General features: G+C 42.9%; 23 protein-coding genes and 1 tRNA gene. 13 read left to right on the forward strand and 11 right to left on the reverse strand.

Going from position 1 to position 24,493, the window contains the following annotated elements; all coding sequences use genetic code 11:
- The first annotated feature begins 47 nt into the window (after window positions 1-47).
- The 6 genes from ABS301_RS11295 to ABS301_RS11320 all read left to right on the forward strand — a co-directional run bounded on the left by ABS301_RS11295 (window position 48) and on the right by ABS301_RS11320 (window position 4,749).
- Window positions 48-121 (forward strand) — tRNA-Arg (locus ABS301_RS11295).
- A 150-nt stretch (window positions 122-271) separates the two neighbouring features.
- On the forward strand, window positions 272-1,081 hold the full coding sequence (locus ABS301_RS11300; RefSeq protein WP_349672328.1) for an alpha/beta fold hydrolase: 810 nt from the start codon (window positions 272-274) through the stop codon (window positions 1,079-1,081).
- A gap of 217 nt (window positions 1,082-1,298) precedes the next feature.
- Window positions 1,299-2,246 (forward strand): cell wall-binding protein, encoded by a 948-nt coding sequence (locus ABS301_RS11305; RefSeq protein ID WP_349672329.1) that lies wholly within the window; start codon window positions 1,299-1,301, stop codon window positions 2,244-2,246.
- A 151-nt stretch (window positions 2,247-2,397) separates the two neighbouring features.
- On the forward strand, window positions 2,398-3,504 hold the full coding sequence (locus tag ABS301_RS11310; RefSeq protein ID WP_502877963.1) for a ComEC/Rec2 family competence protein: 1,107 nt from the start codon (window positions 2,398-2,400) through the stop codon (window positions 3,502-3,504).
- 26 nt (window positions 3,505-3,530) lie between these two features.
- Complete coding sequence (locus ABS301_RS11315; RefSeq protein WP_349670163.1) at window positions 3,531-3,743, forward strand: DUF3006 domain-containing protein; 213 nt, start codon at window positions 3,531-3,533, stop codon at window positions 3,741-3,743.
- Between the two features lie 13 nt (window positions 3,744-3,756).
- Window positions 3,757-4,749 carry a 3'-5' exonuclease gene (locus tag ABS301_RS11320; protein WP_349672331.1) on the forward strand — a complete coding sequence of 331 codons (993 nt, stop codon included), beginning with the start codon at window positions 3,757-3,759 and terminating at the stop codon, window positions 4,747-4,749.
- Here the strand turns inward: ABS301_RS11320 and ABS301_RS11325 are convergent.
- The 5 genes from ABS301_RS11325 to ABS301_RS11345 form a co-directional block, all read right to left on the reverse strand.
- On the reverse strand, window positions 4,746-5,456 hold the full coding sequence (locus ABS301_RS11325) for a response regulator (protein ID WP_104439563.1): 711 nt from the start codon (window positions 5,454-5,456) through the stop codon (window positions 4,746-4,748). The genes ABS301_RS11320 and ABS301_RS11325 overlap by 4 nt on opposite strands.
- Window positions 5,449-6,534, reverse strand: a complete 1,086-nt coding sequence (locus ABS301_RS11330; protein ID WP_349672332.1) for a sensor histidine kinase — start codon at window positions 6,532-6,534, stop codon at window positions 5,449-5,451. Before ABS301_RS11330 ends, ABS301_RS11325 begins: the two co-directional genes overlap by 8 nt.
- 11 nt (window positions 6,535-6,545) lie before the next feature.
- On the reverse strand, window positions 6,546-8,093 hold the full coding sequence (locus tag ABS301_RS11335; protein WP_349672333.1) for a D-alanyl-D-alanine carboxypeptidase family protein: 1,548 nt from the start codon (window positions 8,091-8,093) through the stop codon (window positions 6,546-6,548).
- 85 nt (window positions 8,094-8,178) lie between these two features.
- Window positions 8,179-8,874, reverse strand: coding sequence for a TIGR01906 family membrane protein (locus ABS301_RS11340; RefSeq protein ID WP_349672334.1), 696 nt, complete (start codon window positions 8,872-8,874; stop codon window positions 8,179-8,181).
- 19 nt (window positions 8,875-8,893) lie between these two features.
- Window positions 8,894-9,544: a trimeric intracellular cation channel family protein gene (locus ABS301_RS11345; protein ID WP_349672335.1), complete on the reverse strand. Its 651-nt coding sequence runs from the start codon at window positions 9,542-9,544 to the stop codon at window positions 8,894-8,896.
- Window positions 9,545-9,797: 253 nt separating this feature from the next.
- On the opposite strand from ABS301_RS11345, the gene ABS301_RS11350 reads away from it, so the two are divergent.
- From ABS301_RS11350 to ABS301_RS11360, 3 genes are all read left to right on the forward strand, one after another.
- Complete coding sequence (locus ABS301_RS11350; protein ID WP_349672336.1) at window positions 9,798-11,156, forward strand: citrate/2-methylcitrate synthase; 1,359 nt, start codon at window positions 9,798-9,800, stop codon at window positions 11,154-11,156.
- A 208-nt stretch (window positions 11,157-11,364) separates the two neighbouring features.
- Complete coding sequence (locus ABS301_RS11355; protein WP_349672337.1) at window positions 11,365-12,873, forward strand: purple acid phosphatase family protein; 1,509 nt, start codon at window positions 11,365-11,367, stop codon at window positions 12,871-12,873.
- Between the two features lie 93 nt (window positions 12,874-12,966).
- Window positions 12,967-14,130 carry a YibE/F family protein gene (locus ABS301_RS11360; protein WP_349672338.1) on the forward strand — a complete coding sequence of 388 codons (1,164 nt, stop codon included), beginning with the start codon at window positions 12,967-12,969 and terminating at the stop codon, window positions 14,128-14,130.
- A 1-nt stretch (window position 14,131) separates the two neighbouring features.
- Here the strand turns inward: ABS301_RS11360 and ABS301_RS11365 are convergent, their stop codons facing one another.
- Window positions 14,132-15,106, reverse strand: a complete 975-nt coding sequence (locus tag ABS301_RS11365; RefSeq protein ID WP_349672339.1) for a phosphotransferase family protein — start codon at window positions 15,104-15,106, stop codon at window positions 14,132-14,134.
- A gap of 185 nt (window positions 15,107-15,291) precedes the next feature.
- Between ABS301_RS11365 and ABS301_RS11370 the strand changes: the two genes are divergently transcribed.
- The 3 genes from ABS301_RS11370 to ABS301_RS11380 all read left to right on the forward strand — a co-directional run bounded on the left by ABS301_RS11370 (window position 15,292) and on the right by ABS301_RS11380 (window position 18,410).
- Complete coding sequence (locus ABS301_RS11370) at window positions 15,292-15,882, forward strand: TetR/AcrR family transcriptional regulator (RefSeq protein ID WP_349672340.1); 591 nt, start codon at window positions 15,292-15,294, stop codon at window positions 15,880-15,882.
- Window positions 15,883-16,097: 215 nt separating this feature from the next.
- On the forward strand, window positions 16,098-17,633 hold the full coding sequence (locus ABS301_RS11375; protein ID WP_349672341.1) for a sodium/proline symporter: 1,536 nt from the start codon (window positions 16,098-16,100) through the stop codon (window positions 17,631-17,633).
- Window positions 17,634-17,771: 138 nt separating this feature from the next.
- Window positions 17,772-18,410 (forward strand): lactate utilization protein, encoded by a 639-nt coding sequence (locus ABS301_RS11380; RefSeq protein WP_349672342.1) that lies wholly within the window; start codon window positions 17,772-17,774, stop codon window positions 18,408-18,410.
- Window positions 18,411-18,421: 11 nt separating this feature from the next.
- On the opposite strand, the gene ABS301_RS11385 is transcribed toward ABS301_RS11380, so the two are convergent.
- Window positions 18,422-19,333 (reverse strand): LysR family transcriptional regulator, encoded by a 912-nt coding sequence (locus tag ABS301_RS11385; protein ID WP_349672343.1) that lies wholly within the window; start codon window positions 19,331-19,333, stop codon window positions 18,422-18,424.
- A 99-nt stretch (window positions 19,334-19,432) separates the two neighbouring features.
- On the opposite strand from ABS301_RS11385, the gene ABS301_RS11390 reads away from it, so the two are divergent.
- Entirely contained in the window at window positions 19,433-20,017 is a 585-nt protein-coding gene (locus ABS301_RS11390; RefSeq protein ID WP_349672344.1) for an LOG family protein, read from the forward strand.
- A 57-nt stretch (window positions 20,018-20,074) separates the two neighbouring features.
- Here ABS301_RS11390 and ABS301_RS11395 read toward each other — a convergent pair whose 3' ends face one another.
- The 4 genes from ABS301_RS11395 to ABS301_RS11410 are packed head-to-tail and all read right to left on the reverse strand — an operon-like array spanning window position 20,075 to window position 24,486.
- Complete coding sequence (locus ABS301_RS11395; RefSeq protein ID WP_104439574.1) at window positions 20,075-20,695, reverse strand: V-type ATP synthase subunit D; 621 nt, start codon at window positions 20,693-20,695, stop codon at window positions 20,075-20,077.
- A gap of 11 nt (window positions 20,696-20,706) precedes the next feature.
- A complete protein-coding gene (locus ABS301_RS11400) occupies window positions 20,707-22,110 on the reverse strand; it encodes a V-type ATP synthase subunit B (RefSeq protein ID WP_349672345.1) in 1,404 nt (467 codons plus the stop codon).
- 14 nt (window positions 22,111-22,124) lie between these two features.
- On the reverse strand, window positions 22,125-23,891 hold the full coding sequence (locus ABS301_RS11405; protein WP_349672346.1) for a V-type ATP synthase subunit A: 1,767 nt from the start codon (window positions 23,889-23,891) through the stop codon (window positions 22,125-22,127).
- Window positions 23,884-24,486 carry a V-type ATP synthase subunit E gene (locus ABS301_RS11410; protein WP_502877961.1) on the reverse strand — a complete coding sequence of 201 codons (603 nt, stop codon included), beginning with the start codon at window positions 24,484-24,486 and terminating at the stop codon, window positions 23,884-23,886. Before ABS301_RS11410 ends, ABS301_RS11405 begins: the two co-directional genes overlap by 8 nt.
- Window positions 24,487-24,493: the final 7 nt, after the last annotated feature.

The following is a 24,493-nucleotide window of genomic DNA, read 5'->3' on the forward strand; positions in this document are numbered from 1 at the left end:
TATAATAAGTTTTGGACTGTGCTGCAGGCTGCCTGCAGCACAGAGATGTTTCCGTAGCTCAGCTGGATAGAGCGACCGCCTCCTAAGCGGTAGGCCGGGTGTTCAAATCACCTCGGGAACGGGATAAGGTATCGAAGCCATAATGGTTTTCGGTACCTTTTTTTTGATATGAAACTCTGGTGCCGGATTTTCATCGGATAATTTGATTAAATATTGTACCGGACTGGCCTTTTCTGAATAGTATAAATCAAAAAGATTGAGAAATGAGATTATGGGCTATTATGTCACTGTTGATGGGAATGTCAACATTTATGTGGAAGATTTAAATCCGGACTGCGAAAATACCATCCTGTTTCTTCATGGCTGGCCGGGAAGCCGTAAGCTGTTTGAGTATCAGTTTGATGTGCTTCCGGGCATGGGGTTTCGCTGCATAGGGATTGATACACGGGGATTTGGAGATTCGGATAAGCCTTTTTGCGGGTATGACTATGACAGACTTGCGGATGATGTAAGGGAAGTCATTGATGCATTGGGATTAAAAAATATTACCCTGGCGGGTCATTCAACCGGGGGAGCTATAGCAATTCGATATATGGCACGGCATAAGGCGCACGGTGTATCGAAACTGGCTTTGTTTGCCGCTGCCGCCCCGAGTCTGGTCAAACGGCAGAATTTCCCCTATGGAGTTGATGTACAGACTGTAACGGATATTATAAACGGAACTTATGAAGACCGGCCCAATATGCTAAGAAACTTTGGAGATATATTCTTTTTCCAGCATTTAACCGCACCATTTTCGGATTGGTTTTTCCAGGTGGGACTGCAGGCAGCCGGCTGGGCAACTGCAAAAGTTGCAAATACATGGATTCAGGAGGTTTTGTTCCAGGATCTGACAGAAATTTGTGTACCAACTCTGATTATTCATGGAATCCATGATAAAGTAGTACCCTTCCCATTAGGGGAGATTCAGCATCAGTATATTAAGAATTCAGTGCTTCTGCCATTTGAATTCAGCGGACATGGCGCGTTCTATGATCAGAAGGATGACTTTAATCAGGCATTGGCAGAGTTTGCAAAGTAACTATGATAGCGTATATAACAGGGCAATTAGAAGAAACGAAAGGGGTCTTTTCTTCTGTTGTCCTGTTTTTCTATGCTTTTTGGATATACTCTGAAATAAATCTGACGGGAATTAATGCTCATCACCATTCACAAATTCTCTTATATGAGGTATAATGGGTACACGTATACATAATTTTGTACTGTATTATAAGAGATAGAAAGGTGAGGGACGCTGCATGAATATGAGGAAGATTATGGCACTGATGCTAACGGCGGCATTGGTCACAGGGGCAAACTGTACCACTGCATCAGCTGCTTCCAGGAAGAAGATCACTACAGTAAAAATGACGGTAACGGCGGATATTGTGTTGGGAGGAAACATTTCTGAACAGCAGGCTGAAGTTACGGTAAAAGGCGATAAAATTGAAGTTGATCAGTGTGAATTTGTCAATGACGGATTTCAATGGTATGAAAATGATGTACCAAGACTGGAAGTGACCTTGCATTGTCAGGATGATTATTATTTTGACACTAAGGATGGAAGTTATACCATTGAGGGCGGGACTTATGTAAAGCAAAAAAAAGAAGATTATAACCAGACTGTGATTGTTACCATAGATTTACCTCCCGCAGGCGAATTTACCCAGCCAGTCAGCTCCTTAAACTGGACCGATGGTCATGTGGCAAACTGGTCAAAGAGCGTGGGAGCAGGAAGCTATGAAGTCAAGCTTTATCGTGATGGAAAAGGTGTAGGAACTGCAAAAACAACGGATCAGACAAGTATGGAGCTGGGAGGATTCCTGACAAAAGAAGGAAACTACACATTCCAGGTTCGCACCGTAAATGCCAAGAATCCGGAGAAAAAAGGCGCTTGGGTAGAATCTTCCTCAAACTATGTTAGTGGGGAACAGGCCAAGTCCAATTTTATAAACTATGCAGGCAGCTGGAAGCAGGATCAGACAGGCCGGTGGTATGAAAATGGAGATGGCAGCTACTCAAAAAACAGCTGGCAGAATATCAGCGGAAAATGGTATTTCTTTAATGAACAGGGATATATGGCAACGGGCTGGGTTGACTGGAATGGAAAACAGTATTACTGTGACACACAGACGGGGCAGATGCTTACTGACAGTACGACTCCTGACGGCGCCAAAGTCGGTTCTGACGGAGCTCGGCTACCTTAAAGATGGATCATATTTGTACGGGCTGCATATTGCAGTCCGTTTTTAATGCAAAGGAAACGGATTGCCGTGTGGCAGGACGTGGAAAATACTTGTAGAATGAGGAATTCTATCATATAATAACACGAAGGAGCAGATGGAGATGACAACAAATATGGCTGGAAACAAAGGAAAAAGGATTCTGGCACTGGCAGCTGTTCTTTGTATGATTTTTCTGACTGGCTGCGTATATAAAGCAACCGGATCAGATGATTTAAATACTGCTGTGCTAAATGAGACTGATGGTCAAAAAGCGGGCTTTGGACTGGCTGCACATTTTATTGATGTAGGTCAGGGTGACAGCACCCTGATTGAAGCAAATGGTCACTTTATGCTTGTTGATGCAGGAGAAAAAGATCAGACGGACACAGTCATTAATTATTTAAAGGCACAGGGAGTAAAAAAACTTGATTATGTGATCGGCACACATCCCCACTCGGATCATATCGGCGGTCTGGAGGGAGTGATCCGGGAATTTGATGTAACGACTGTTATGCTTCCGGAAAAAGAGCATACTACAAAAATCTATGAGCGGATGCTTGATGCCATTGCAGATAAAAATATTAAGGTTACCATCCCAAAAGCAGGTGAAAGCTACCGTCTGGGTGATGCATCTTTTCAGATTATTTCGCCCAACCGGGATTATGGGGATAATTTAAATAACTGGTCCATAGGCATGAGGCTGGTATACGGAAAAACCAGTTTTGTTTTATGCGGGGATGCGGAAAAGGAAGCGGAACAGGATATGCTGCTAAGTGGATTTCCTCTAAAAGCAGATGTTTTAAAAGTATCCCATCATGGCAGCAGTACCTCGTCAACCCCGGAATTTATAAAAGCGGTTAGTCCGCGGTATGCGGTTATCTCATGCGGGAAGAATAATGATTACGGACACCCTCACAAAGAAACAATGGATTTATTTAAGAAACAGGGAATTAAAGTTCTGCGGACGGATCAGATTGGAACAGTCGTAATTGAAAGTGACGGAACCGGGCTTCGGATTCCCGGGCAGGATGAGCAGCAGGAGAGTCTTGACGGGGAAACCAGGGAAAATGAGACTGATACCCACAAGGATTATATTATAAATACCAATACGGGCAAATTTCACCTTCCGGATTGCAAGCTTGCAGAATCCATAAAAAAGGAGAACCGGAAGCGATATAATGGAACCAGAGAAGAACTGATTAACCAAGGGTTAGAGCCGTGCAAAAGCTGTAATCCATAAAGAACCGGCATGAAGGGGGAAATACCATGCAATATATCATAGACCGGATCGAACAGGAGATTGCAATCTGCGAAGAGGAAAGCGGAACCATGGTGAAGCTGCCTTTAAAGGAACTCCCAAAAGGATCCAGAGAAGGAGACGTTTTGTTTAAAATAAACGGAGCGTTCCAGTTTGATGGAGAAGAAACTAACCGGCGCAGACAGAAGATGCGTGAGAAACTGAACAGACTCATAAAATAAAGGATTTGAAAATATGAAAAACTACATTGTACTGGATCTGGAATGGAACCAGAACGCTGGAGGGAAGGAGGAAGCAGTCGACCATTTTCCCTTTGAGATTATTGAAATCGGAGCAGTAAGGCTGAATGAGACCATGGAAGAAACGGGAGAATACAGGAGACTGATTAAGCCCAGAGTCTATACTGAGCTTCATGAAAAGATCCTGGAAGTGACCCATATGGATCAACAGACGCTGATGGAAGAGGGAATCTGCTTTGAGGAGGCTGTGAAAGAGTTTTTTCTCTGGTGTGGAGACGATCCCGTATTTTGTACATGGGGATCCATGGATCTAACGGAGCTCCAGCGAAACATCGCTTACTATGGTTTGCCTGATCCCTTTAAAAAACCCCTTCTTTACTACGACATCCAAAAACTTTACAGTCTCCTGGAGGGGGATGGGAAAGACCGGGTGTCTCTTGATGTTGCAGTTTTTGAATCGGGAGTCATGGAAGAACGTCCGTTTCACAGAGCTCTTGATGATGCTCATTATACGGGGCGGATTATGAGTAAAATGGACTTTAAAAAGGTGGAGGCATACTGGTCCACGGATTATTACTGCCTTCCTGCTAATAAGGAGGAAGAGATCTATCTGGTTTTCCCCAAATATTCCAAGTACATTTCAAGACCCTTTGAATCAAAGCAGGCTGCCATTGAGGATAAGACGGTAACTGATCTGATCTGCTGTAAATGCAACCGGATGCTGAAGAAGAAAATCCGGTGGTTTTCTGCAAACCAGAAAGTATATACGGCTCTGGGGTGCTGCCCTGTTCATGGTAATGTAAAGGGTAAAATCAGACTGAGGCGAAATGATGAGGGAATGGTTTATGTGGTAAAGACCATGAAGCTGATTGGTGAGGATGAAATTGGCGGAATCTATGAAAAAAAGGACGAGGCAAAGAAAAAACGGGTGGAAAAAACCAAGGTCCGCAAGCTGAACAAAAAGAAGGGGGCAATTCCCCCTTCTTAATATTCGCTTTCCCGCATTCGGTAACCAACACCTATTTCCGTAAAAATATAATTTGGTTCTCCGGGATTTATTTCGATTTTTCTCCGGATATGTGCCATATTCACTCTGAGAATCTGGTTATTGCTGTCTGCATAGGGTCCCCAGATATGGTTGATCATGTAGTCATAGGTAAGTACCTTGCCAGAGTTTTCTGCCAGAAGTGATACCAGCTTGTATTCAATCTGAGTTAAATGGATCACATGCCCATTTAATGTAACCAGGCGTTTGGCAAAGTCAATTACAAGCCCCTTGCATTGATACGGAGTCTGTACCACAGAACCATCAACTGTGCTTACTGTGGACTTGCCGTGCCGCAGCGCTGTGCGGATTCTGGCCAGAAGTTCGCTGGTGCCAAAGGGCTTGGTAATATAATCGTCAGCGCCATAATCAAGCGCTGTAACCTTTTCCTGTTCCTGGGTTCTGGCAGAAATGACAATGATAGGAATGGCTGACCAGCTTCTTACATTCTTGATGATATCCAATCCGTCTATATCAGGCAGACCCAGATCCAAAAGGATAACGTCAGGACAGTTGGAACTGATCATAGCCAGCCCGTCTTTTCCATTCACTGCACTGATGACCTTATAATCATGTCTTTGCAGGGTGCTTTCAATAAAACCCGAAATATTCTTTTCGTCTTCAATAATTGCTATTGTAAATTTATTCACAAGTATTCTCTCCCAATGGTAATGTAAAAGTAAAGATTGCCCCAAGTGATTCATTGCCCGCTGTTATGGATCCGTTATGTGCGGTTATGATTGTCTTACAGATCGACAAACCAATTCCCATACCCTTATGAGAATCTCCACTGCTGTTTGGGGAAGGGGTATATCCGTCAAATATGGTAGAAAGTCTTTCTGGTGCGATTCCAACTCCGTGATCACGGATGTCAAAGCGGGCGTTCCCATCCTCAACCGAGATGGTTAAACTGACAGGATCTTTGGAATTTGAATGGTACACTGCATTTTCCAGAAGATTGATAATCACCTGTTCAATCAGTGTAGCATCCATGGGAACCATGACCAGTTCATCTGGTACAGTTACCTTTACCTCGGTAGCAGGAAAACGTTTATGAAAACGCATGACTGCTTCGGACGCTACCTCCTCCAAGGGTTCCAGGGATTTTGCTATCTGTGTTTTGGTCCCCCGGATTCTGGTGACTGTCAGTAAATTTTCTACCATGTTAAGAAGCCAGTTGGCATCTTCACGGATTCCGTTTACCAGATTTGCTTTTTCTTCTTCGGACATGGAATCGTGATCATCAAGAAAGGAGTTGCTTGCACCGATAATTCCGGTTAAAGGTGTTCTGAGATCATGTGAAATGGCTCTCAGCAGATTCGCACGCATTGTCTCTTTCTCTGCTTCCATTAAAAGCTTTTCCCGTTCATGGATAATTTTATTCTGATATTTTAAATGTGTTGTGGTGGCACTTGTAATACTGGATATGACCATCAAAGCAATAAAGGTAATGGGATATCCATCCATGGTGAAATTTAAGTGCATAAAAGGGTATGTAAATACCAGATTTACGCAGATTACACTGATGAAAGATGCTATGACACCCGGTATATATCCATTTGAAAAACGGGAGATCAGAACAACTGCCATCATATATACAATACTTACATTTGCGGTGTGTCCGCCGACAAAGACCAGCAGATAAGCAACAATGGTTGCACCGGTCAGAGCTAAGATGGTAACCAGAATGTTCCACACCAGTTCTTTTTTTGACATGGACTTTTTCATAATCCCTCCCATTACCGGAATTTAAATTTTCCTTTTCTCCAGCCTTTTTTTCTGGAGGTATAGATACCACGGCGCTGTTGAAGAAGTGAATCAAATTCATCTGCCGAGACGCCTGATTCCTTCAGACGTTTCAGTCTTTGCTCCCTCCGGATCAGGGAGTTTTGTTCTTCCTGGTGCTTCCTGTAAATCATAAAAAATATAAGGCTACCGATTATAATGGCAGCTCCCACGCATCCAAGGATAAGCCAGGCTGACATTGGGATCTCAAAAGGTCTTAATGCCTTTTCCCTATAATCCTGTGCTGCCCGGTCTGCTTTCAGCTTTGCTGCGTCCCTTCCTGCTAAAGCGTCTACAGCCTCTTCGGACGTTTCAGAAGCTTTGGTAGAAGGTGCATCTTCAAGCTTTGATTTAACTGCGGATGCGACCAGGGAATCGTTGATTTCCAGAAAGGTAGAACCAACTACTCTGTCCTGGTAACGATAATTAATTTTGGCTATCGCATTTTCCGGATCATCGTTTGATATGTCATAACTTAACTCTGGCTGCGCATCATAAAAGTCGGCAGTCTTTGGCAATATAATGCGGCTGTCAGGATCCAGTACCAGCGCTTCCGGTTTTGTAATGGAAAGTCCGCTGAAGTTTAAATCGTTGGTAATGGAACTATAGGTTTTTTCGTATTCAGCCGCTTTTAAAGACGTAAAATTATTAAAACCAAATTCCAGAAGATTTTTGGTATCTGCCCAGTATTGGGGTGTAGAACCCTTTAATATAACGGTGATGAGCTTCATTTCGTTTTTTTCGGCGCACGTAATCAATGTATTGCCGGCAAGTGTGGTATAACCAGTTTTTCCGCCCACAATCTCAGGATAGTAATATGGAGAACCTTTTCTCATCATTTTATGTCCCGGATAGATGGCCAGTCCCTCTTTGTTAATGGAATTAGGTGGAAGTTTATAATAGGTGGTGGAATCGATCTCTTCAAAGATGGGATTGTTAAAGGCTGCTCTGGCAATGAGTGCCATGTCATAGGGGGATGTATAATGTTCCGGGTTGTTTAAACCGCTGGGGTTGGCAAAATGAGTGTTTTTGCAGCCAAGTTCCTTTGCCCTTGCATTCATCATATCAGCAAACGCTTCTCTGCTTCCTGCAACATGTTCTGCCAGCGCATTGGCAGATTCATTGGCAGATTTTAGTAAAAGAGCATAAAGGCAGTCTTTTACAGACAGCTGGTCCCCTTCGTTAATTCCGGCATTGCTGCTTCCGGATTCCACATTAAAAACAGCATCATGGGAAAAGGTTACAGTGTCATCCAGTTTGCAGTTCTCAATCACCAGTAATGCAGTCATTACCTTTGTAATACTTGCAGGAAAATACTGGTTGTGTATATTCTGTCCCCAGAGAATTGTTCCGGTATCCCCATCCATCAGGATCGCTCCATCTGCCTGTACCGATATATTGTCAGGCCAGTCAACAGCAGCCTTCCCGGTTATTGTAAAGGAAGAGGCGAACAAAAACAGACACAGAAAGAAACTTAATACTTTTTTAGTCAATTGGGTCATGCTCAATAATCTCTCCATAGTTATGTTTCAGTTTCAGATAATTTATCAATTTACAGTATAGGTGATTTTGAGTAACAAGTAAAGTTTATTTGCTATTTTTCCCCTTTTTACGCATAAGAAACACACATAAAGCTAATAGTATCACGACCGAGAAAAAGTAGAGAAAACCAATATAAAAAACAGTGTCCCTGAAAAAACCTTCCGGAACGATATTGATCAGCATGTCAGTAGAAGGATCAAGCATCCAAAAATCATTTGTAAAAAACATATGGTGAAACATGATAAAATACTTTGTAAAATCCGAAGAAATAATTCCTGCGATTACAGCGGATCCAAGGAAAAATAATCCGCTTCCTATTAGAACTGACCGGGGAAATGTATTGTTCCAGCTTATTTTCAATAACATAAGGATAATGAGGCATAGTACCATTACCATAAGGCAGCCCCTACGGATCGACATAGCTCCTAAAAACAGTCCCTGAACATCTTCCATATGAGCAATTTCTCTGGCACTGAAAAAATCTCTGCGGACTCCCCCCATTGTGGTATTTACCTGAAGTTCTGTCCGGTTACCCTTTAAATATGCCATCATCTGGTTTGTGACATCCATCAGATCATCCATTTTCATGGATACTGATTCTGTTACATTATATTTTTTATATTCCTTTTCGAAATACCCGGGAGTCCAGTAAACGGCGGCCTCGACTGCTGTGAATAACAGTACAACCATAAGGCAGATGGAAAAAATGATACCAAACGTATATTGCAGAAAACGGTTCATGTGTAACCTCCTGATTCTATTATTTTTTAACGGCTGTGGGCAGATTCCAGCAAAAACGGGTAGCCAGAAGACGAATTACAATGACAGCTGCAGCACCTGCCAGCATGGCAATGTCTTCATTAATGTGATTCATCAAACCGGCATACAGAATGGCACCTGCAATGGAAGCGCAGGCATAGATGTGCTTTTTAAGAACATAAGGGGTCTGGCCTGCCATGATATCACGCAGGATGCCTCCGCCCACACCAGTGATAACGCCTAGAAAAACTATGAGAAAATGATAATCACCATAACCCGCCAAAACAGCAGTATCGATGCCAACTACTGTAAATGCGCCAAGACCGATTGCATCAAAGATATTCATGACCTTTTCAAAGGTTTCCATGTGGCGGCCGGAAATAAATTTCTGATTCATCCTTACTGTAATAAATAGAAGCATAACCGTAATAAAGGCAAGTAATACGTAAATCGGGTCCTTAAACAGCGCAGGAGGGACATTTCCAATAATAATATCGCGCAGCATACCGCCGCCTACTGCTGTTGTAACGCCCAGAACAATGACTCCCAGCAAATCAAGCTGTTTTTTAATGGCTACCATGGCCCCCGAAGAGGCAAACGCAATGGTACCAACTGCTTCTACGAAAAAAAGCAAAGATAATTCTATTTTCATGGATATCCTCCGATTATTTCAAGTAGGGAAATTAAGGCAAGTATAAAAGCTGTGAGAGTGTTTGTCAATATACAAAAACTGTGAGAAATACAGCTGTTCACAAAATATATCTTGATTTTTTTATTGAAATTATATATTATATGAAAAAGTTCAAAAGTGAACAGTTGGAATATATTTACAAAGGGAAAGGAGCGGGTAGGCATTTGGTAAGACGGTGGAACTTGATGATCTGTTTTCAGAAAGAGGTGTTTGCATGATTGATCAGAAAGAATTTGAAAAAAATGTTCAGGAATGGTCGGAAATCTGTTTGAATGATGAACGGATTGACTTAGAATCCTACGACAAATACGATGTAAAGAGGGGGCTTAGAGATAGGAACGGGAACGGAGTGGTTGCCGGTCTGACCAAAGTGTCAAAGATCTTGTCGAGTAAAACCGTAGACGGAGAGAAGGTACCTTGCGAAGGAGAACTTTATTACCGGGGATATAATATTTATGACCTGGTAAACGGAGTGGTGAAAGAGGGTAGATACGGATTCGAAGAAATCGCCTATCTCCTTTTGTTCGGAGATTTACCCAATAAAGAACAGCTGGATAGTTTCTCACAGACATTAGGCTTCAGTAGAACTCTCCCTACCAATTTTGTCAGGGATGTGGTTATGAAAGCACCAAGCCATGACATGATGTCAACCCTTGCCAGGAGTATTCTCACCTTGTCAGCCTATGACGAAAAAGCTGGGGATATTTCGGTGCCAAATGTCCTTCGCCAGAGTCTGATGTTAATCAGCGTCATGCCAATGCTGGCTGTCTATGGGTACCATGCCTTTAATCACTATGAGCGGGGCGGGAGCATGTATATTCACAGACCCGATGAAAAACTGTCCACAGCTGAAAACATTTTAAGACTTCTAAGACCTGATATGAAGTATTCAAAAGTGGAAGCTCATGTACTTGACCTGGCCCTTATTCTTCACATGGAACACGGCGGCGGTAATAACTCCACATTTACAACCCATGTGGTGACCTCTTCCGGCACGGATACTTACAGCGTAGTAGCTGCAGCTCTTGCATCATTAAAAGGACCGAAGCACGGCGGTGCGAACATCAAGGTAGTTGAGATGATGGAGGACTTAAGGAAAGAGGTACACGACTGGAAAGATGAAGAAGAAATAGAGGAGTACTTAAGAAAGCTGCTTCACAAGGAAGCATATGACCGGAAGGGATTAATCTACGGAATGGGACATGCCGTCTATTCCAAATCAGATCCCCGTGCGGAAATATTCAAAGGTTTTGTAAAGCAGCTCTCGGAAGAAAAGGGACGTTTGGAAGATTTTAACCTTTATTCGTCCATAGAGAGGCTGGCTCCCAAGGTAATCGGGGAAGAGCGCCGGATCTACAAAGGCGTCAGTGCTAATGTTGATTTTTACAGCGGATTTGTTTATTCTATGTTAGACATTCCCAATGAGTTGTTTACTCCCATTTTTGCAATAGCCAGAATCGTAGGCTGGAGTGCTCACCGGATTGAGGAGCTGATTAACATGGATAAGATTATACGTCCGGCTTATGTAAGTGTGATGAGGGAAGAAGAGTATAATCCCCTTGATTTAAGATAATTATCCTTAGAAAAGCAGGCTGAAAAGCCTGTTTTTTTGCGGGCATTTTGGCGTTTACATGTAAATTTCAGATATAGTTTGTAAAGCTTTGGCAAAGTATCTTGAATATTATAACCTGCCGATTTATGCTTTAGAAAATGAGACGCGCCTTCATTGGAAAAACATCCAGACGGAATATAATAACGTCAAGCATAAGGAGGAATTAAGTATGAAGAGCAGAAAGAATTATGCGGCTGCTTTTATTTTAGCTGCCATAACAGCAGCATTGGCGGGGGGATACGTATATGCGGCAACGGAACACTTCTCTGATTCTACGACTGATCAGGCATGGGATGCGTGGACTCAGAAGTGGGAAGGGGAGGTGAGCCGTGATTACGAAAAAATAGCGCTTACACCTGGAGCAGATGAGTCAAAATTAAATTTTGCCTGGTATTCAAAAACGGATGGTGCAGCAACTCCCAGGATTGAATTATCAAAAAACAGTGATTTAAGTCAATCCGTTACATACGACGGGAATGCGGTACAGGCGGTAGAGGGATATCAGAGCAACCGGGTAACCGTGGAGTCTCTATCTGAAAATACCACATATTATTATCGGTATTTTAAAAACGGTCAGCCTTCCAAAACGGCTTCTTTTAAGACTCATAATTTTAACAGTTATTCCATGCTCTATGTTGGAGATCCTCAGATCGGTGCTTCAAAGGGGCAGACCACTTCCAGAGGAGATAAACTGGAAAACAAGTCAGAGATTAATACAGCAGCACGCAATGATGCTTTTAGCTGGAATAAGACATTAAATACCGCCGTGAATGCAAATCCGGATATCAGCTTTATACTTTCTGCAGGAGACCAGATTAATAAAAACGTTGAGGGGAGAGATCTGGGAAATGAAACGGAGTATGCAGGATTTTTAAATGCGGACTGGATGAAATCCCTTCCTGTTTCTACAACCATTGGAAACCACGACTCCACCAATGAAAGCTATAGTCTGCACTTTAATAATCCTAATGATACTCAGCTGGGAAAAACAACGGCAGGAGGAGATTATTTTTATAAGTATGGGCCTGCTTTGTATGTTGTGCTTAATACGAATAATTATAATTGCGCGGAACATGAACAGGCCATTCGCCAGGCAGTGGAAGCGTATCCTAAAACAACCTGGAGAATTGTAATGATTCATCAGGATATTTACGGAAGTGGTCTTGATCACTCTGACTCTGATGGAATCGTCTTAAGAACCCAGCTTACTCCTTTAATGGATAAATATGATGTGGATGTGGTACTTCAGGGGCATGACCATACCTATTCCAGAAGCTATTTATTAAAGTCTGATTCTAAGACTCATTCCAATTATAATTTTTTTGACTGGGATAATGTAAAGGATGAGGCAGGTAATGTATTTCCTTATACAGACCCAGCGTACCAGGCTCAGAACAATTGTTACACCATTGCGAATACAATGGCCGGGGGTGTAACAAATGGGGACGGAACACTCTATATGGAAGCCAATTCCGCAACGGGAAGCAAATTCTATGAATTGATTCCAAGCAAACAGGATTATATAGCAGCTAGAAGCCAGAACTGGAATCCTACTTATTCCGTAATCCGTATAAACAACAATACCTTTGCAATTGATACCTATGAGATTGCGGGCGGTAAGGTTCAGAAAATTGATGATACCTATGAGTTAAAAAAGACCAACGCATCAAGACGGTAAATGTTTTTTTAAGAACTCCGGGGCATATGGCTGAGGCTGAATGTCCCGGGGTATAGCCGGAAAAAGTAAGAGGTGAGAAAGGAGCCGCCATATATGGAATTTGAGCAGCAGGGAAAAACCACATGGATAACACAGGAAAAGAGGTGGCCTCAGTGGATCGTATTTGCAGCTGTTATGGCAGCATTTACTCTGTTTTTAATCCGTTTTAATCAGGTAGATATAGCCAGCCTTATATCAACACAAGGAAGAACGTTTGAACGTGGCCGGGTTACAGAGGTTCTTTCGGACAATTTACAGGAAGACGGCAGCAGGGCCGGTCAGCAGAATGTTCTGGTTGAAATTCGCTCCGGATCTCTGAAAGGTACAATGGTTGAGGCAACCAGCAATAATGGTTATCTGTTTGGAGCAGCCTGTGAACCGGGAATGAATGTAATTGTGATTCAAAGCGTGTCCGGTGATATTGCTATCCATACAGTATACAGCGTAGATCGCGAGTGGGCTGTTCTTGGATTTGTTCTGTTATTTCTGGCGGTTGTCTGCGTAATCGGAGGATGGAAAGGCTTTTATTCCTGTGTAGGACTGATATTTACCTTCGTCTGTATCGTGTGGCTTTACATACCAATGATTTATAAAGGATATTCTCCATTTTTTGCAGCAGTCCTGGTTGCATCAATCACTACCTTTGTCACAATGTATTTACTGGGAGGCTGGTCTGGAAAAACGTTGTGTGCTGTGGCGGGAACTGTGAGCGGAGTTATCATTGCGGGTGTGTCAGCCTATCTATTTGGTGCAGTATCTCATATCTCAGGTTACAATGTATCTGATATTGAGTCATTGACAGTACTGGAAAACATACGAGGGATCCGTGTGGGGGAACTTCTGTTTTCCGGTTTACTGATTTCTGCTCTGGGCGCAGTTATGGACGTGGGAATGTCCATATCATCCACTGTATTTGAGATACATACCAATAGTCCTGAACTGACCACAAAAGAGCTGTTTCGTTCTGGCATGAATGTAGGCAGAGATGCCATGGGAACCATGGTGAATACCTTAATCCTGGCATTTGTGGGAAGCGGAGTCAGTACACTGTTGTTAAACTATGCCTATGAACTGCCTTATCTGCAGATTATTAATTCCAACAACATGGTAATTGAAATCATGCAGGGGATTTCAGGAAGTTTGGGAGTTGTGATGACAATTCCAATTGTATCCCTGATGGCATCGGTAACGGCTGTAAGGTGGAAGATAAAACGCTGACTTAATAACTGGTATGTATGATTTGGTGAAGTTCTGCAAATTTATCGGTCAGATGGCCGGCAGCCCATTCATACATATCCCGGGAGTCGTATTGGCGATAATCGCATTCCTGGATAACAAGGAGCATGGTGTAAACGTCATACCATATTGCTCGTAAGTATTCCTTTTCTGTAAGGTGGCCAATGCCGTACCCGTTGAAAAAATCCGTGTTCGAACTATAGGTTCGAAATCCAACTTCCATCAGGGGATCTGCCCAAAGGCTTCTCTCCCAGTCTATCAAACCGGTAATCCGGTTGTCTTTCACAAAGATATTCCCATCCCACAGATCCCAGTGGACAAGTACGGGGGTTTTAACCTCATCAAACAGTTCTTTGCATGTTTCTAAATCCTCAAACAACTGATTTCTGGATATCTTTAAGTCAATAGACAAACGTTCTCCATCTGAAAAAGCGAGCTCTGTCATAGTGGAAAACACATGATACCAGTCATTTCCCTGCAAAGAAGGCTGTCCCAGATAGCCGAATTTGTTTCCCTGAATCGAGTTGATTTTTCTGTTCAAACTGCCCGCTTCCGTTCGTATAGCTGACTGTACAACAGGGGATAGACTGGAAAGAATAGAGTGAAAGCTGTCGCCCTCCAGTATCTCCATGAAAAAATATGGAGCATGAATCAGGCTTAAGCTGTCATCATAAAATAAGACTTTTGCAACTGGTACATCAGATAGTTCTTTTACTGTTCGCATAGCAAGGACTTCGCTCATCATAATATTCTTCTCGTATGACATAACAAGAGCATCCTTAGGAGGTGCAATCTTTAATATGCAGGAGGGAGCATGTTCCAGGGATATTTTATATGCCACATTAAAATAACCTTCTGTCAGTTCTTCAATACCTGTACAGATTGCATGTGGAAATGCGTGATGAATAAGGCTGATAAGAGTCTCTTCCGATTGAATGTTTTTTGTCAGGCTGTTCATTGTTCACCGTTCCTTTCTAAGGTGCAGTTTACCAGTTTTTTATTATTGTAACACAGTGATTTCGCCATGTCACTACAAGTACAGATCCGGCATCTGAATTTAATTCATGGACGTTTTTTCCTCTCCTGTGATATACTGAATTATGTAATTTCATCTCAGGATGAAAATTAAGGAGGAATTATTACGTGGCGAAGAAAAGTGTGCGCAATACCAGGGGGAAAATCGTAAGCGCAGCCTGGAAACTGTTTTATGAACAGGGATATGAAGATACGACTGTGGAGGAAATCATAGAACTTTCAAAGACGTCAAAAGGGTCGTTCTATCATTATTTTGATGGGAAGGATGCACTTCTTAGTACGCTTAGTGTTTTATTTGATGATAAATATGAGGAACTGAAAACTCAGCTTGATCCTGAACTTTCGGCTGTAGAAAAGTTACTGCGGTTAAACAGTGAATTATTTACAATGATAGAGAATAGTATTTCCATTGATCTTCTGGCAAGATTATTGTCCACCCAGCTTATAACAAATGGGGAGAAGCATTTACTGGATCATAACCGCACCTATTATAAGCTGTTAAGAAAGATTATTGCCCAGGGACAGGAAGACGGACAGATTGGAACCAAAATGAGCGTCACGGAAATGGTGAAGCTTTATGCTCTCTGTGAACGGGCGTTTTTATATGACTGGTGTCTGTGCGGAGGAGAGTATTCTCTGAGACAATACAGTGCATCGGTACTGCCATCCTTTCTAAGCGGATTTCTGCCGGAAAAATAAATTACACATACTTGTATTAGAATTATAATTAACTGGAGTACAGTTTAGAATCCTTATAAAATATAGATCAAATTATATTTTTATTAAAAAAGTATGGTATTTGGTCTATACTTCGTTCTGCGTTGCGTTCTATTTTTGTTGATGCTATAATACACCCATTATTGCTGTGGTTATAAGGCTGACAGCAGAAATAATGAGTAACAAGGAGGAACGTTATGAGTATAGGTCAAATAGGCATATTATCTGCCATTCTGGTTTATCTGGTGGCAATGGTCTATATCGGGTTTTATTACAGCAAGAAGGGTGGGGGAGACTCTGCTGACGAATTCTATCTGGGAGGAAGAAAGCTGGGGCCGTTAGTAACTGCCATGAGTGCTGAGGCATCGGACATGAGCAGCTGGCTGCTGATGGGACTTCCGGGTGTAGCTTATATGACTGGTGTCGCTGACGCGGGCTGGACAGCAATCGGTCTGGCAGCGGGCACATACTTAAACTGGCTTCTGGTTGCAAGACGACTTCGCCGGTATTCTGTCGTTTGCAATACCATTACCATTCCGGATTTTTTCTCCCGACGCTATCGGGATGAGAAAAATATTTTAATGTGTATTTCTGCAGTAATTATTCTTGTTTTCTTTATTCCTTACACTGCTTCCGGTTTTAAGGCAATAGGTACCCTGTTTCATAGTTTATATCAGATAGATTATCATACTGTTATGATTATTGGTGCAATTGTAGTGGTGGGATACACGGTAATGGGTGGGTTCATGGCGGTTTCCACGACCGACCTTGTTCAGAGTATTGTTATGAGCATTTCACTTATTATTATCGTATTCTATGGAATCTCAGTAGCTGGTGGCTGGGACAGAGTGACAGAGAATGCAGGCGCTTTGGAAGGCTATCTAAGCATGAGCAGAACCCATAATATGGCCGGTCAGACATCATCCCCTTACGGTATATTAAATATAGTATCAACATTGGCGTGGGGATTGGGATATTTTGGTATGCCTCACATTCTTCTACGTTTTATGGCAATTAATGATGAGAAGAAACTTACAACATCCAGGCGGATTGCATCCACATGGGTAGTAATCTCCATGTTTGTAGCCATTCTTATCGGAATCATTGGTTACAGCGTTTCTGTGGCAGGCCATATTCCGGCATTTACCTCCGGATCGGAAGCGGAAACAGTGATTATCCGGCTGGCAGGACTTTTGGGAAGTCATGGTTTTCTTTATTCCGTACTGGCAGGTGTGGTGCTTGCAGGTATACTTGCATGTACCATGTCTACAGCTGATTCCCAGTTATTAACAGCTGCATCAGGAGTATCCCAGAATCTTATGCAGGATTTTTTTAAACTTAAAGTAAGTCATAAAACTTCCATGCTGGCGGCCAGGCTGACTGTAGTCGGAGTCGCGCTGATCGCGGTGTTCCTTGCTTGGGATCCCAATAGTTCCGTGTTCGCCATCGTTTCCTTTGCCTGGGCTGGTTTTGGAGCCTCCTTTGGCCCTGTAATGCTATTTGCACTGTTCTGGAAAAGAAGCAATTTTTACGGTGCTGTTGCAGGAATGATATCTGGTGGCGCAATGGTGTTTATTTGGAAGTATTTGGTGAGGCCATTGGGCGGAGTTTTTAACATCTATGAACTTCTTCCGGCTTTTACTGTGGCATGCGGGGCAATCATTATCGTATCGCTTTTAACACCCGAACCTGACCTTGAAATTTATAAGGAATTTGATTCAGTAAATAAATAACAAAACAGCATAGTAAAAACTGCCGGGCATCTGGTGTGCTACCAGAATTCCGGCAGTTTTTATTGCTTTTTTGACCTATGGGATTTACAATAATTAAAAATCTGAATGACATTCTGTAAGAATGAAAGGAGTTTATTGATGCTTTTTGATAACAAGAATGTTCCTGAGCACGTGGGAGAGGTTATTGAGAATCTTAATAAAAATAAAATAGCAGGATATTATGTGGATCAGCAGGGGCTGTTGATTTCTCTTTTGGATGAGTTGATCAAAGATGGAGAAACCGTAGGCTGCGGGGATTCCGTAACACTGGATCAGCTTGGGGTTTTCGATCATTTGAGAATTCGTAATATTCATTTTCTGGATAAGTTTCAGCCTTCTCTGACTGGCAAAGATAAAAGGGAATTGTATTTGCAGAATTTTCGGGCAGATACATTTGTTACCGGAGTGAATGCAATTACAAAAAAAGGCGAGCTGTTTAATATAGATGGAAATGGAAGCAGAGTGGCTCCCATGTTATATGGACCTGGTCAGGTAATTGTTGTAGCAGGAGTTAATAAAATCACTGATAATCTGGACGAAGCCATAAAAAGAACCAGGCAGATTGCAGCACCACTGGATGCAAAGCGGCTGGGTAAATCAACTCCTTGCGCGGCTTTGGGCAGGTGCATTGACTGCAATCATAAAGAAAGATTCTGCAATGACTTTGTCCTCATAACAGGTCAGTTTATAAAGGACCGGATAAAAGTGATTATTATAAATCAGAGTCTGGGATATTAAAGATCGGCAGCTTATTGCTTAATCAGTTCTAAGAATTTTTCTGATGCAGTGGAGACCGGCATGCCTTTTTTTAATACAACCGCCAGATTTATATCTGGAAGAGGCTCTATAAGGGAAATAAGAAAAAGCTTTTTACAGGCCAGTTCGTTTGCCACATAATCTTTTGTTACGCAGGCAAATCCCAAACCGTTAATGGTGAACTCAACAATCAGCTCCAATGTACTTAACTCGATCTGGGGATTTTTATTAATTCCATGTGAGAGCAGAAATTGATCCAGAACTTTCCTTGTACTGCCGCCTTTGTGAAGTGCAATTAAGGGGTGAGCTTCTGTCAGTGCACGAAGTGAGATGGGATTCGTGCTTAGAGCCTCATATTTCTCACCTGCAACAAAGCACATCTCTTTATTTATTTGCTTGACTATATGCAGCTGTTTATTGGTATTTTCATGGAAATTAATAATCCCAATATCAATTTCTCCTGTATCAAGAAGCCTGGAGATTTCATGACTGGACTCATCTCTGACGTGGATGCGGATATCAGGATACAGCTGATGATAACGGGTAATGGGCTTTAGCAGGTCGTTTTTACAGACGGCAGAGCAGACAGCAATTCGCAGCTGTCCCAAAGTCATATCTTTCAATTCTCCAAATTTGCGTTCGCCGGAGAGAATCAGAGCGCATCCCTTTTCAATATATTGGTACAATATCTCTCCCTCAGCAGTCAGGGACACCCCTTTTGCGTTTCTGAAAAATAACTGGCCGCCCAGTTTTTCCTCCAGTTGTTTTATGGAATAACTGACAGCTGGCTGAGAGGTGAAAAGCTCTTTGGAAGCCTTTGAAATGCTTCCAAGTCTGGCTGTGGTATAAAAGACACGGTAAAGTTCAAATGGAATTAACATATAAATTTTTAATATACCTCCCATATTTAATCTCTATTTTACTTATGGCTATGAGCTGATTATAATAGTTTCAGATCACATCGTCAACGGATTAATGATTATAAAACAAGTGGGAGGTACCGCATGAAAAAAGTCTGTGTTTATTCAGGTTCTAATCTGGGAAACAGAGAAGAATATAAAGATTGCGCCAGAATGCTGGGGAAGATTCTCAGTGAAAATGGTATGGAATTAATTTACGGAGGTTCCAACGTGGGGTTAATGGGAGAAGTGGCACAGGAAGTGCTGGAAAATGGGGGTAAGGCGACAGGCGTCATACCGAAAGGACTGTTTCCGGGTCAGATTATCAATCAGGATCTGACGCTTCTGATAGAAGTAAATGATATGCATGAAAGAAAAAAAACAATGGCTGATCTGGCAGATGCTTTTATTGCGTTGCCTGGTGGAGTTGGAACTTATGAGGAGCTGTTTGAAGTTCTCAGCTGGTCACAGCTTGGTATTCATAAAAAACCGGTAGGATTATTAAATGTAGCCCATTTTTTTGATCCTCTGTTAAATATGATAGATGCAGCGATTGCGGAAGGATTTATGAATCCTTCCAACAAGGGGCTTTTACTGGTGGATACACAGCCCCAGGGTCTGATTGAAAAAATGAAGAATTATTCTTCCCCAGATCTTGGCGTCAAGTGGAAGCAATTATCAGAACGATAGATTTAATATAAACAAGAGCTGAAATGTCGTTAAATCAGGCATCTCAGCTCTCTTGTTTTACATGCTTTTCTTGGTGCGCTTAATAACTTTCAGTCTTGTAAATTCCTCCCGGTCCTTTTCCTCCAGAGAATTTGTAATATTTCTGGTAAGAGTTTCGTAGCGGGGGATCGTAATGTTCTTTAATGCGTTGGCCCGTTTCTGTGTCCTTTTAATACTGTTAGCCAGACGATAAGCTGAGTTTTCCACCATGGAAAGTTTTACGGAAAGCAATTTTACCTTTTCAAAATGATAACGTGCTTCGTCAAGAGATTCCCTCGTGCTGTAATAAGCATAGGTTAAATTAAGAGGCATTTCCTCATGCTCCACTAACGGAATCTCAGTACCCATAATACTTCGTGTCTTAATACGCACCCTGTCATCGATGGGTACTGCCATGGCAATATCCTGCACGTAATTAATCCCCAGTTCAATATTTGCCTTCTGAAGTGCTTTGTACGCAGCAGTAAACGTCACGTCAATTTCCGACTGAATTCCCTTGGCCTCATCTATTAAGCTCATCAGTTCTTTGATCAGGATGTTCCTCTTTTTATCCATCAGCTCATAACCCTGTCTGGCTAATGTCAGGGAGTTCTTCGCAAGGATTAAATTACCCTTGGTTGGAAATGTATTCGGATTCATTCTGACCCCTCCTATTCGCCTGAAGCTTCAGCGGTGGTTTCCTTATAATACTGGTCTAATACCTTGGTATCGACACGATCCAGCTCCGCTCTTGGGAGCAGACCGAGAAGTTCCCAGCCGATGGTTAATGTCTCAAGAATATTTCTGTTGGAGTGGTTTCCCTGTCCGACAAAGCGGTCTTCGAACGCTTTGCCAAATACCAGATACTTTTTATCAATGGGGGAAAGCTCATCTTCACCAATTACAGATGCCAGAGCTCTTGCGTCACCTACCTTGGCGTAACAGGAAAACAGCTGGTTCGCCACGCCCTGGTGGTCTGCCCTGGTAAAGCCTTCTCCGATTCCATCCTTCATCAGACGGCTTAGGGACGGGAGCACATTAATGGGTGGATAAACAGACTGCCCGTATAAGTTCCGGTCCAAAACGATCTGTCCCTCTGTGATATAACCGGTAAGATCAGGGATTGGATGGGTGATGTCATCATTTGGCATGGTTAAAATGGGAATCTGGGTTACAGATCCATGCCGCCCTTTTACGATGCCTGCTCTCTCATAGATGGATGCCAGCTCGCTGTACAGATAGCCGGGATAACCTTTTCTGGAGGGGATTTCTCCCTTGGAGGAAGAAACCTCACGAAGCGCCTCCGCGTAAGCTGTCATATCCGTTAAAATAACCAGGATATGCATCCCCTTTTCAAAAGCCAGGTATTCTGCCAGCGTAAGAGCCACTTTTGGCGTAATAAGACGTTCTACCACCGGATCATTGGCCAGGTTAATAAACATTGCCACATGGTCGGAAACGCCGCTTTCTTCAAAGGTACGCCTGAAGAAATCTGCAACGTCGTATTTTACGCCCATGGCTGCGAATACAACAGCAAATTTTTCGCTGGATTCGGAATTATCACCTAAGGATGCCTGCTGTACAATCTGTGCAGCCAGCTCATCATGAGGAAGACCATTACCGGAGAATATGGGGAGCTTCTGACCGCGTATTAAGGTCATCAGGCCGTCAATAGCTGAGATTCCGGTACGGATATAATCTCTGGGATATTCTCTGGTTACGGGGTTTAGTGGCTTTCCATTAATATCAAGATAGATATCTGAGTTAATATCACCCAGTCCGTCAATTGGTTCTCCGATCCCGTTAAACGTTCTTCCCAGCATGTCTTCGGAAACGGCAAGCTCCATGGGGTGCCCGGTCAGTCTGGTATGGACATTTCTAAGAGCCAGTCCGTCGGTTCCTCCAAATACCTGAATAATTGCTTTATCTTCATAAACTTCAATAATACGTCCCAGTTTCTGTGTTTTACCAGCTACTGTCATTTCCACGATCTCGTCAAAGGCAGCATTCTGGACGCCTTCTAAAACAACCAGGGGTCCGTTAATTGCACTTAAGCCTAAATATTCAATTGCCATCGTCTGCCTCCTTCCTATGCGTTTCGTTCTATGACAGAATCATAAAAGTTATCAATCTGTTTTTTATAGTCATCAAATAGATCCAGTCTGTCGTTTGGCACATCATATTTCAGAGATATAATCTTATCAAAGACAGGATCTTCCTTCAGGACAGACATGGGCATTCCCATTGAAACCAGGGAACGGGACTTTTTATACAGATAGAGAATTAAGTCCATCATCTTAAACTGCTTTTCCATAGGAACGCAGGTGTCTTCCTTATGGAAGGCATTCTGCTGTAAAAAACCGATTCGGATGACCTTGGCAATCTCTAAAATCAGCTTTTGATCATCAGGGAGCATATCACCGCCAATCAGCTTTACAATCTCCATCAGACTGCTTTCCTGTGTCAGGATAAATACCATACGGTTTCTGTAATCCACAAACTTTTTATCTACCTTCTCCAGGTACCAGGGAGCCAGATCCGTTAAATACTCGGAATAGCTGCTAAGCCAGTGAATTGCTGGGAAATGACGCTCGTTGGCCAGATTCCGGTCAAGACCCCAGAAGCAGCGGACAAAACGTTTTGTGTTTTGTGTCACGGGCTCTGAGAAATCGCCTCCCTGAGGAGAAACCGCGCCGATAATCGTAACGGAGCCTTCTGTTCCGTTGATATTCTGCATCATTCCTGCACGCTCGTAGAAAGCGGATAAACGTGAGGCTAAGTAAGCAGGAAAGCCTTCTTCTGCAGGCATCTCTTCCAGACGGCCGGATAATTCACGAAGAGCCTCTGCCCACCTGGAGGTGGAATCTGCCATTATGGCTACGTGATATCCCATATCACGGTAGTATTCCGCCAGTGTAAGACCGGAATAAAGGCTGGCCTCACGGGCGGCTACCGGCATATTGGAGGTGTTGGCGATCAGCGTAGTCCGGTCCATTAGGGGGTTGCCGGAACGGGGGTCGATTAACTGAGAGAATTCCTCCAGTACCTGAGTCATCTCATTGCCGCGCTCTCCGCAGCCGATATAGATAATGATATCAGCATCGGACCATTTGGCAATCTGATGCTGAGTCATGGTTTTACCAGTTCCGAAGCCTCCCGGGATACATGCAGTACCGCCCTTGGCAAGAGGGAAGAGAGTGTCAATAATTCTCTGACCGGTGATAAGCGGCTTGGTTGCCGGATATCGTTTTAATGTAGGTCTTGGAACCCGGATGGGCCACTTCTGTGTCATTGTCAGCTGTTTTTCTGATCCGTCAGAAAGCGTTAGCGTAATGATTGGGTCAGATATGGTATAATCGCCGTCTTCTGCCACATCAAGTACGATTCCCTCCACATCAGGGGGGATCATTACCTTGTGAACGATGGCAGGTGTTTCCGGTACTTCTGCGATAATTGCGCCAGGAAGTAAGTGGTCACCTTTTTTAACCGTAATATGGGTCTGCCAGAGTTTTTCGGTATCAAGGGAATCTACGTGGATTCCTCTGTCAATATAAGCGCCTCCTGTTTTTGCAATCTCGCTTAAGGGGCGTTCGATACCGTCAAAAATATTATTAAGAATTCCGGGTGCCAGAGTTACGGAAACAGGATACCCTGTTGAAGTGACTGTTTCCCCTGGTTTTATGCCGCTGGTCTCCTCGTATACCTGAACAATGGTGCGGCGGTCCGTAAGTCCGATTACCTCGCCGACTAAATGATCTTTTCCCACATGGACCATTTCATTCATTCTGAATCCGGGATCGCCCTTTAAATAAATGACGGGGCCGTTGATGCCGGAAATGGTGCCTGTATTAGTCATTTTCCGTACCTCCCATCAAATCTTTTATATTAAACCTGAAATCCCGCTTTGCCTCCGCCAGTTTTGTCTGGAAGGAGTTATCAATTAAAATGTGTCTGTTAGGAATCACGGCTCTTATTCCGCCCATGAATGAATACTCACTGACCCGGATATCAGCGCTTTCCGGTAAGGACAGGCTCCTGATTTTTTCCTCGTCAGCAGGATCAATGTAGATGGTAATAAATTCTTTTCCTGCCAGTTCCTTTGCTTCCCTGATTTCTTTTTCAATCAGTTCTGTATACTGGGGGGTGTTTCTGAAATGATTCACCATCTCCTGTAACTCCTGAAACAGTTTTTCTTTTAACTCATCTTGTTTTTTTCCAAATTCACGCTTTGTGCCGATCTGCTCTAGGGAGAGCTGTTTGTTAATCTCCCGTTCGATCTGTTCGCTTTCTGATGCCGCCTGCTGTTTGGCTCTGCGTTTTGCATCCTCTTGATGTTCTGAAAAGGTCTGCTCTAAGGCAGTGGTATATTCATCAAGCATCTTTGCACTGCGGGACCTGGCATCTTCCATACAAAACTCAAGGAAGTGCTGCAATTTTTCCTCAGTTGTCAAGATGACC

Source organism: Lacrimispora sp. (genome assembly GCF_031982545.1).
Classification (GTDB): Bacteria; Bacillota; Clostridia; order Lachnospirales; family Lachnospiraceae; genus Lacrimispora.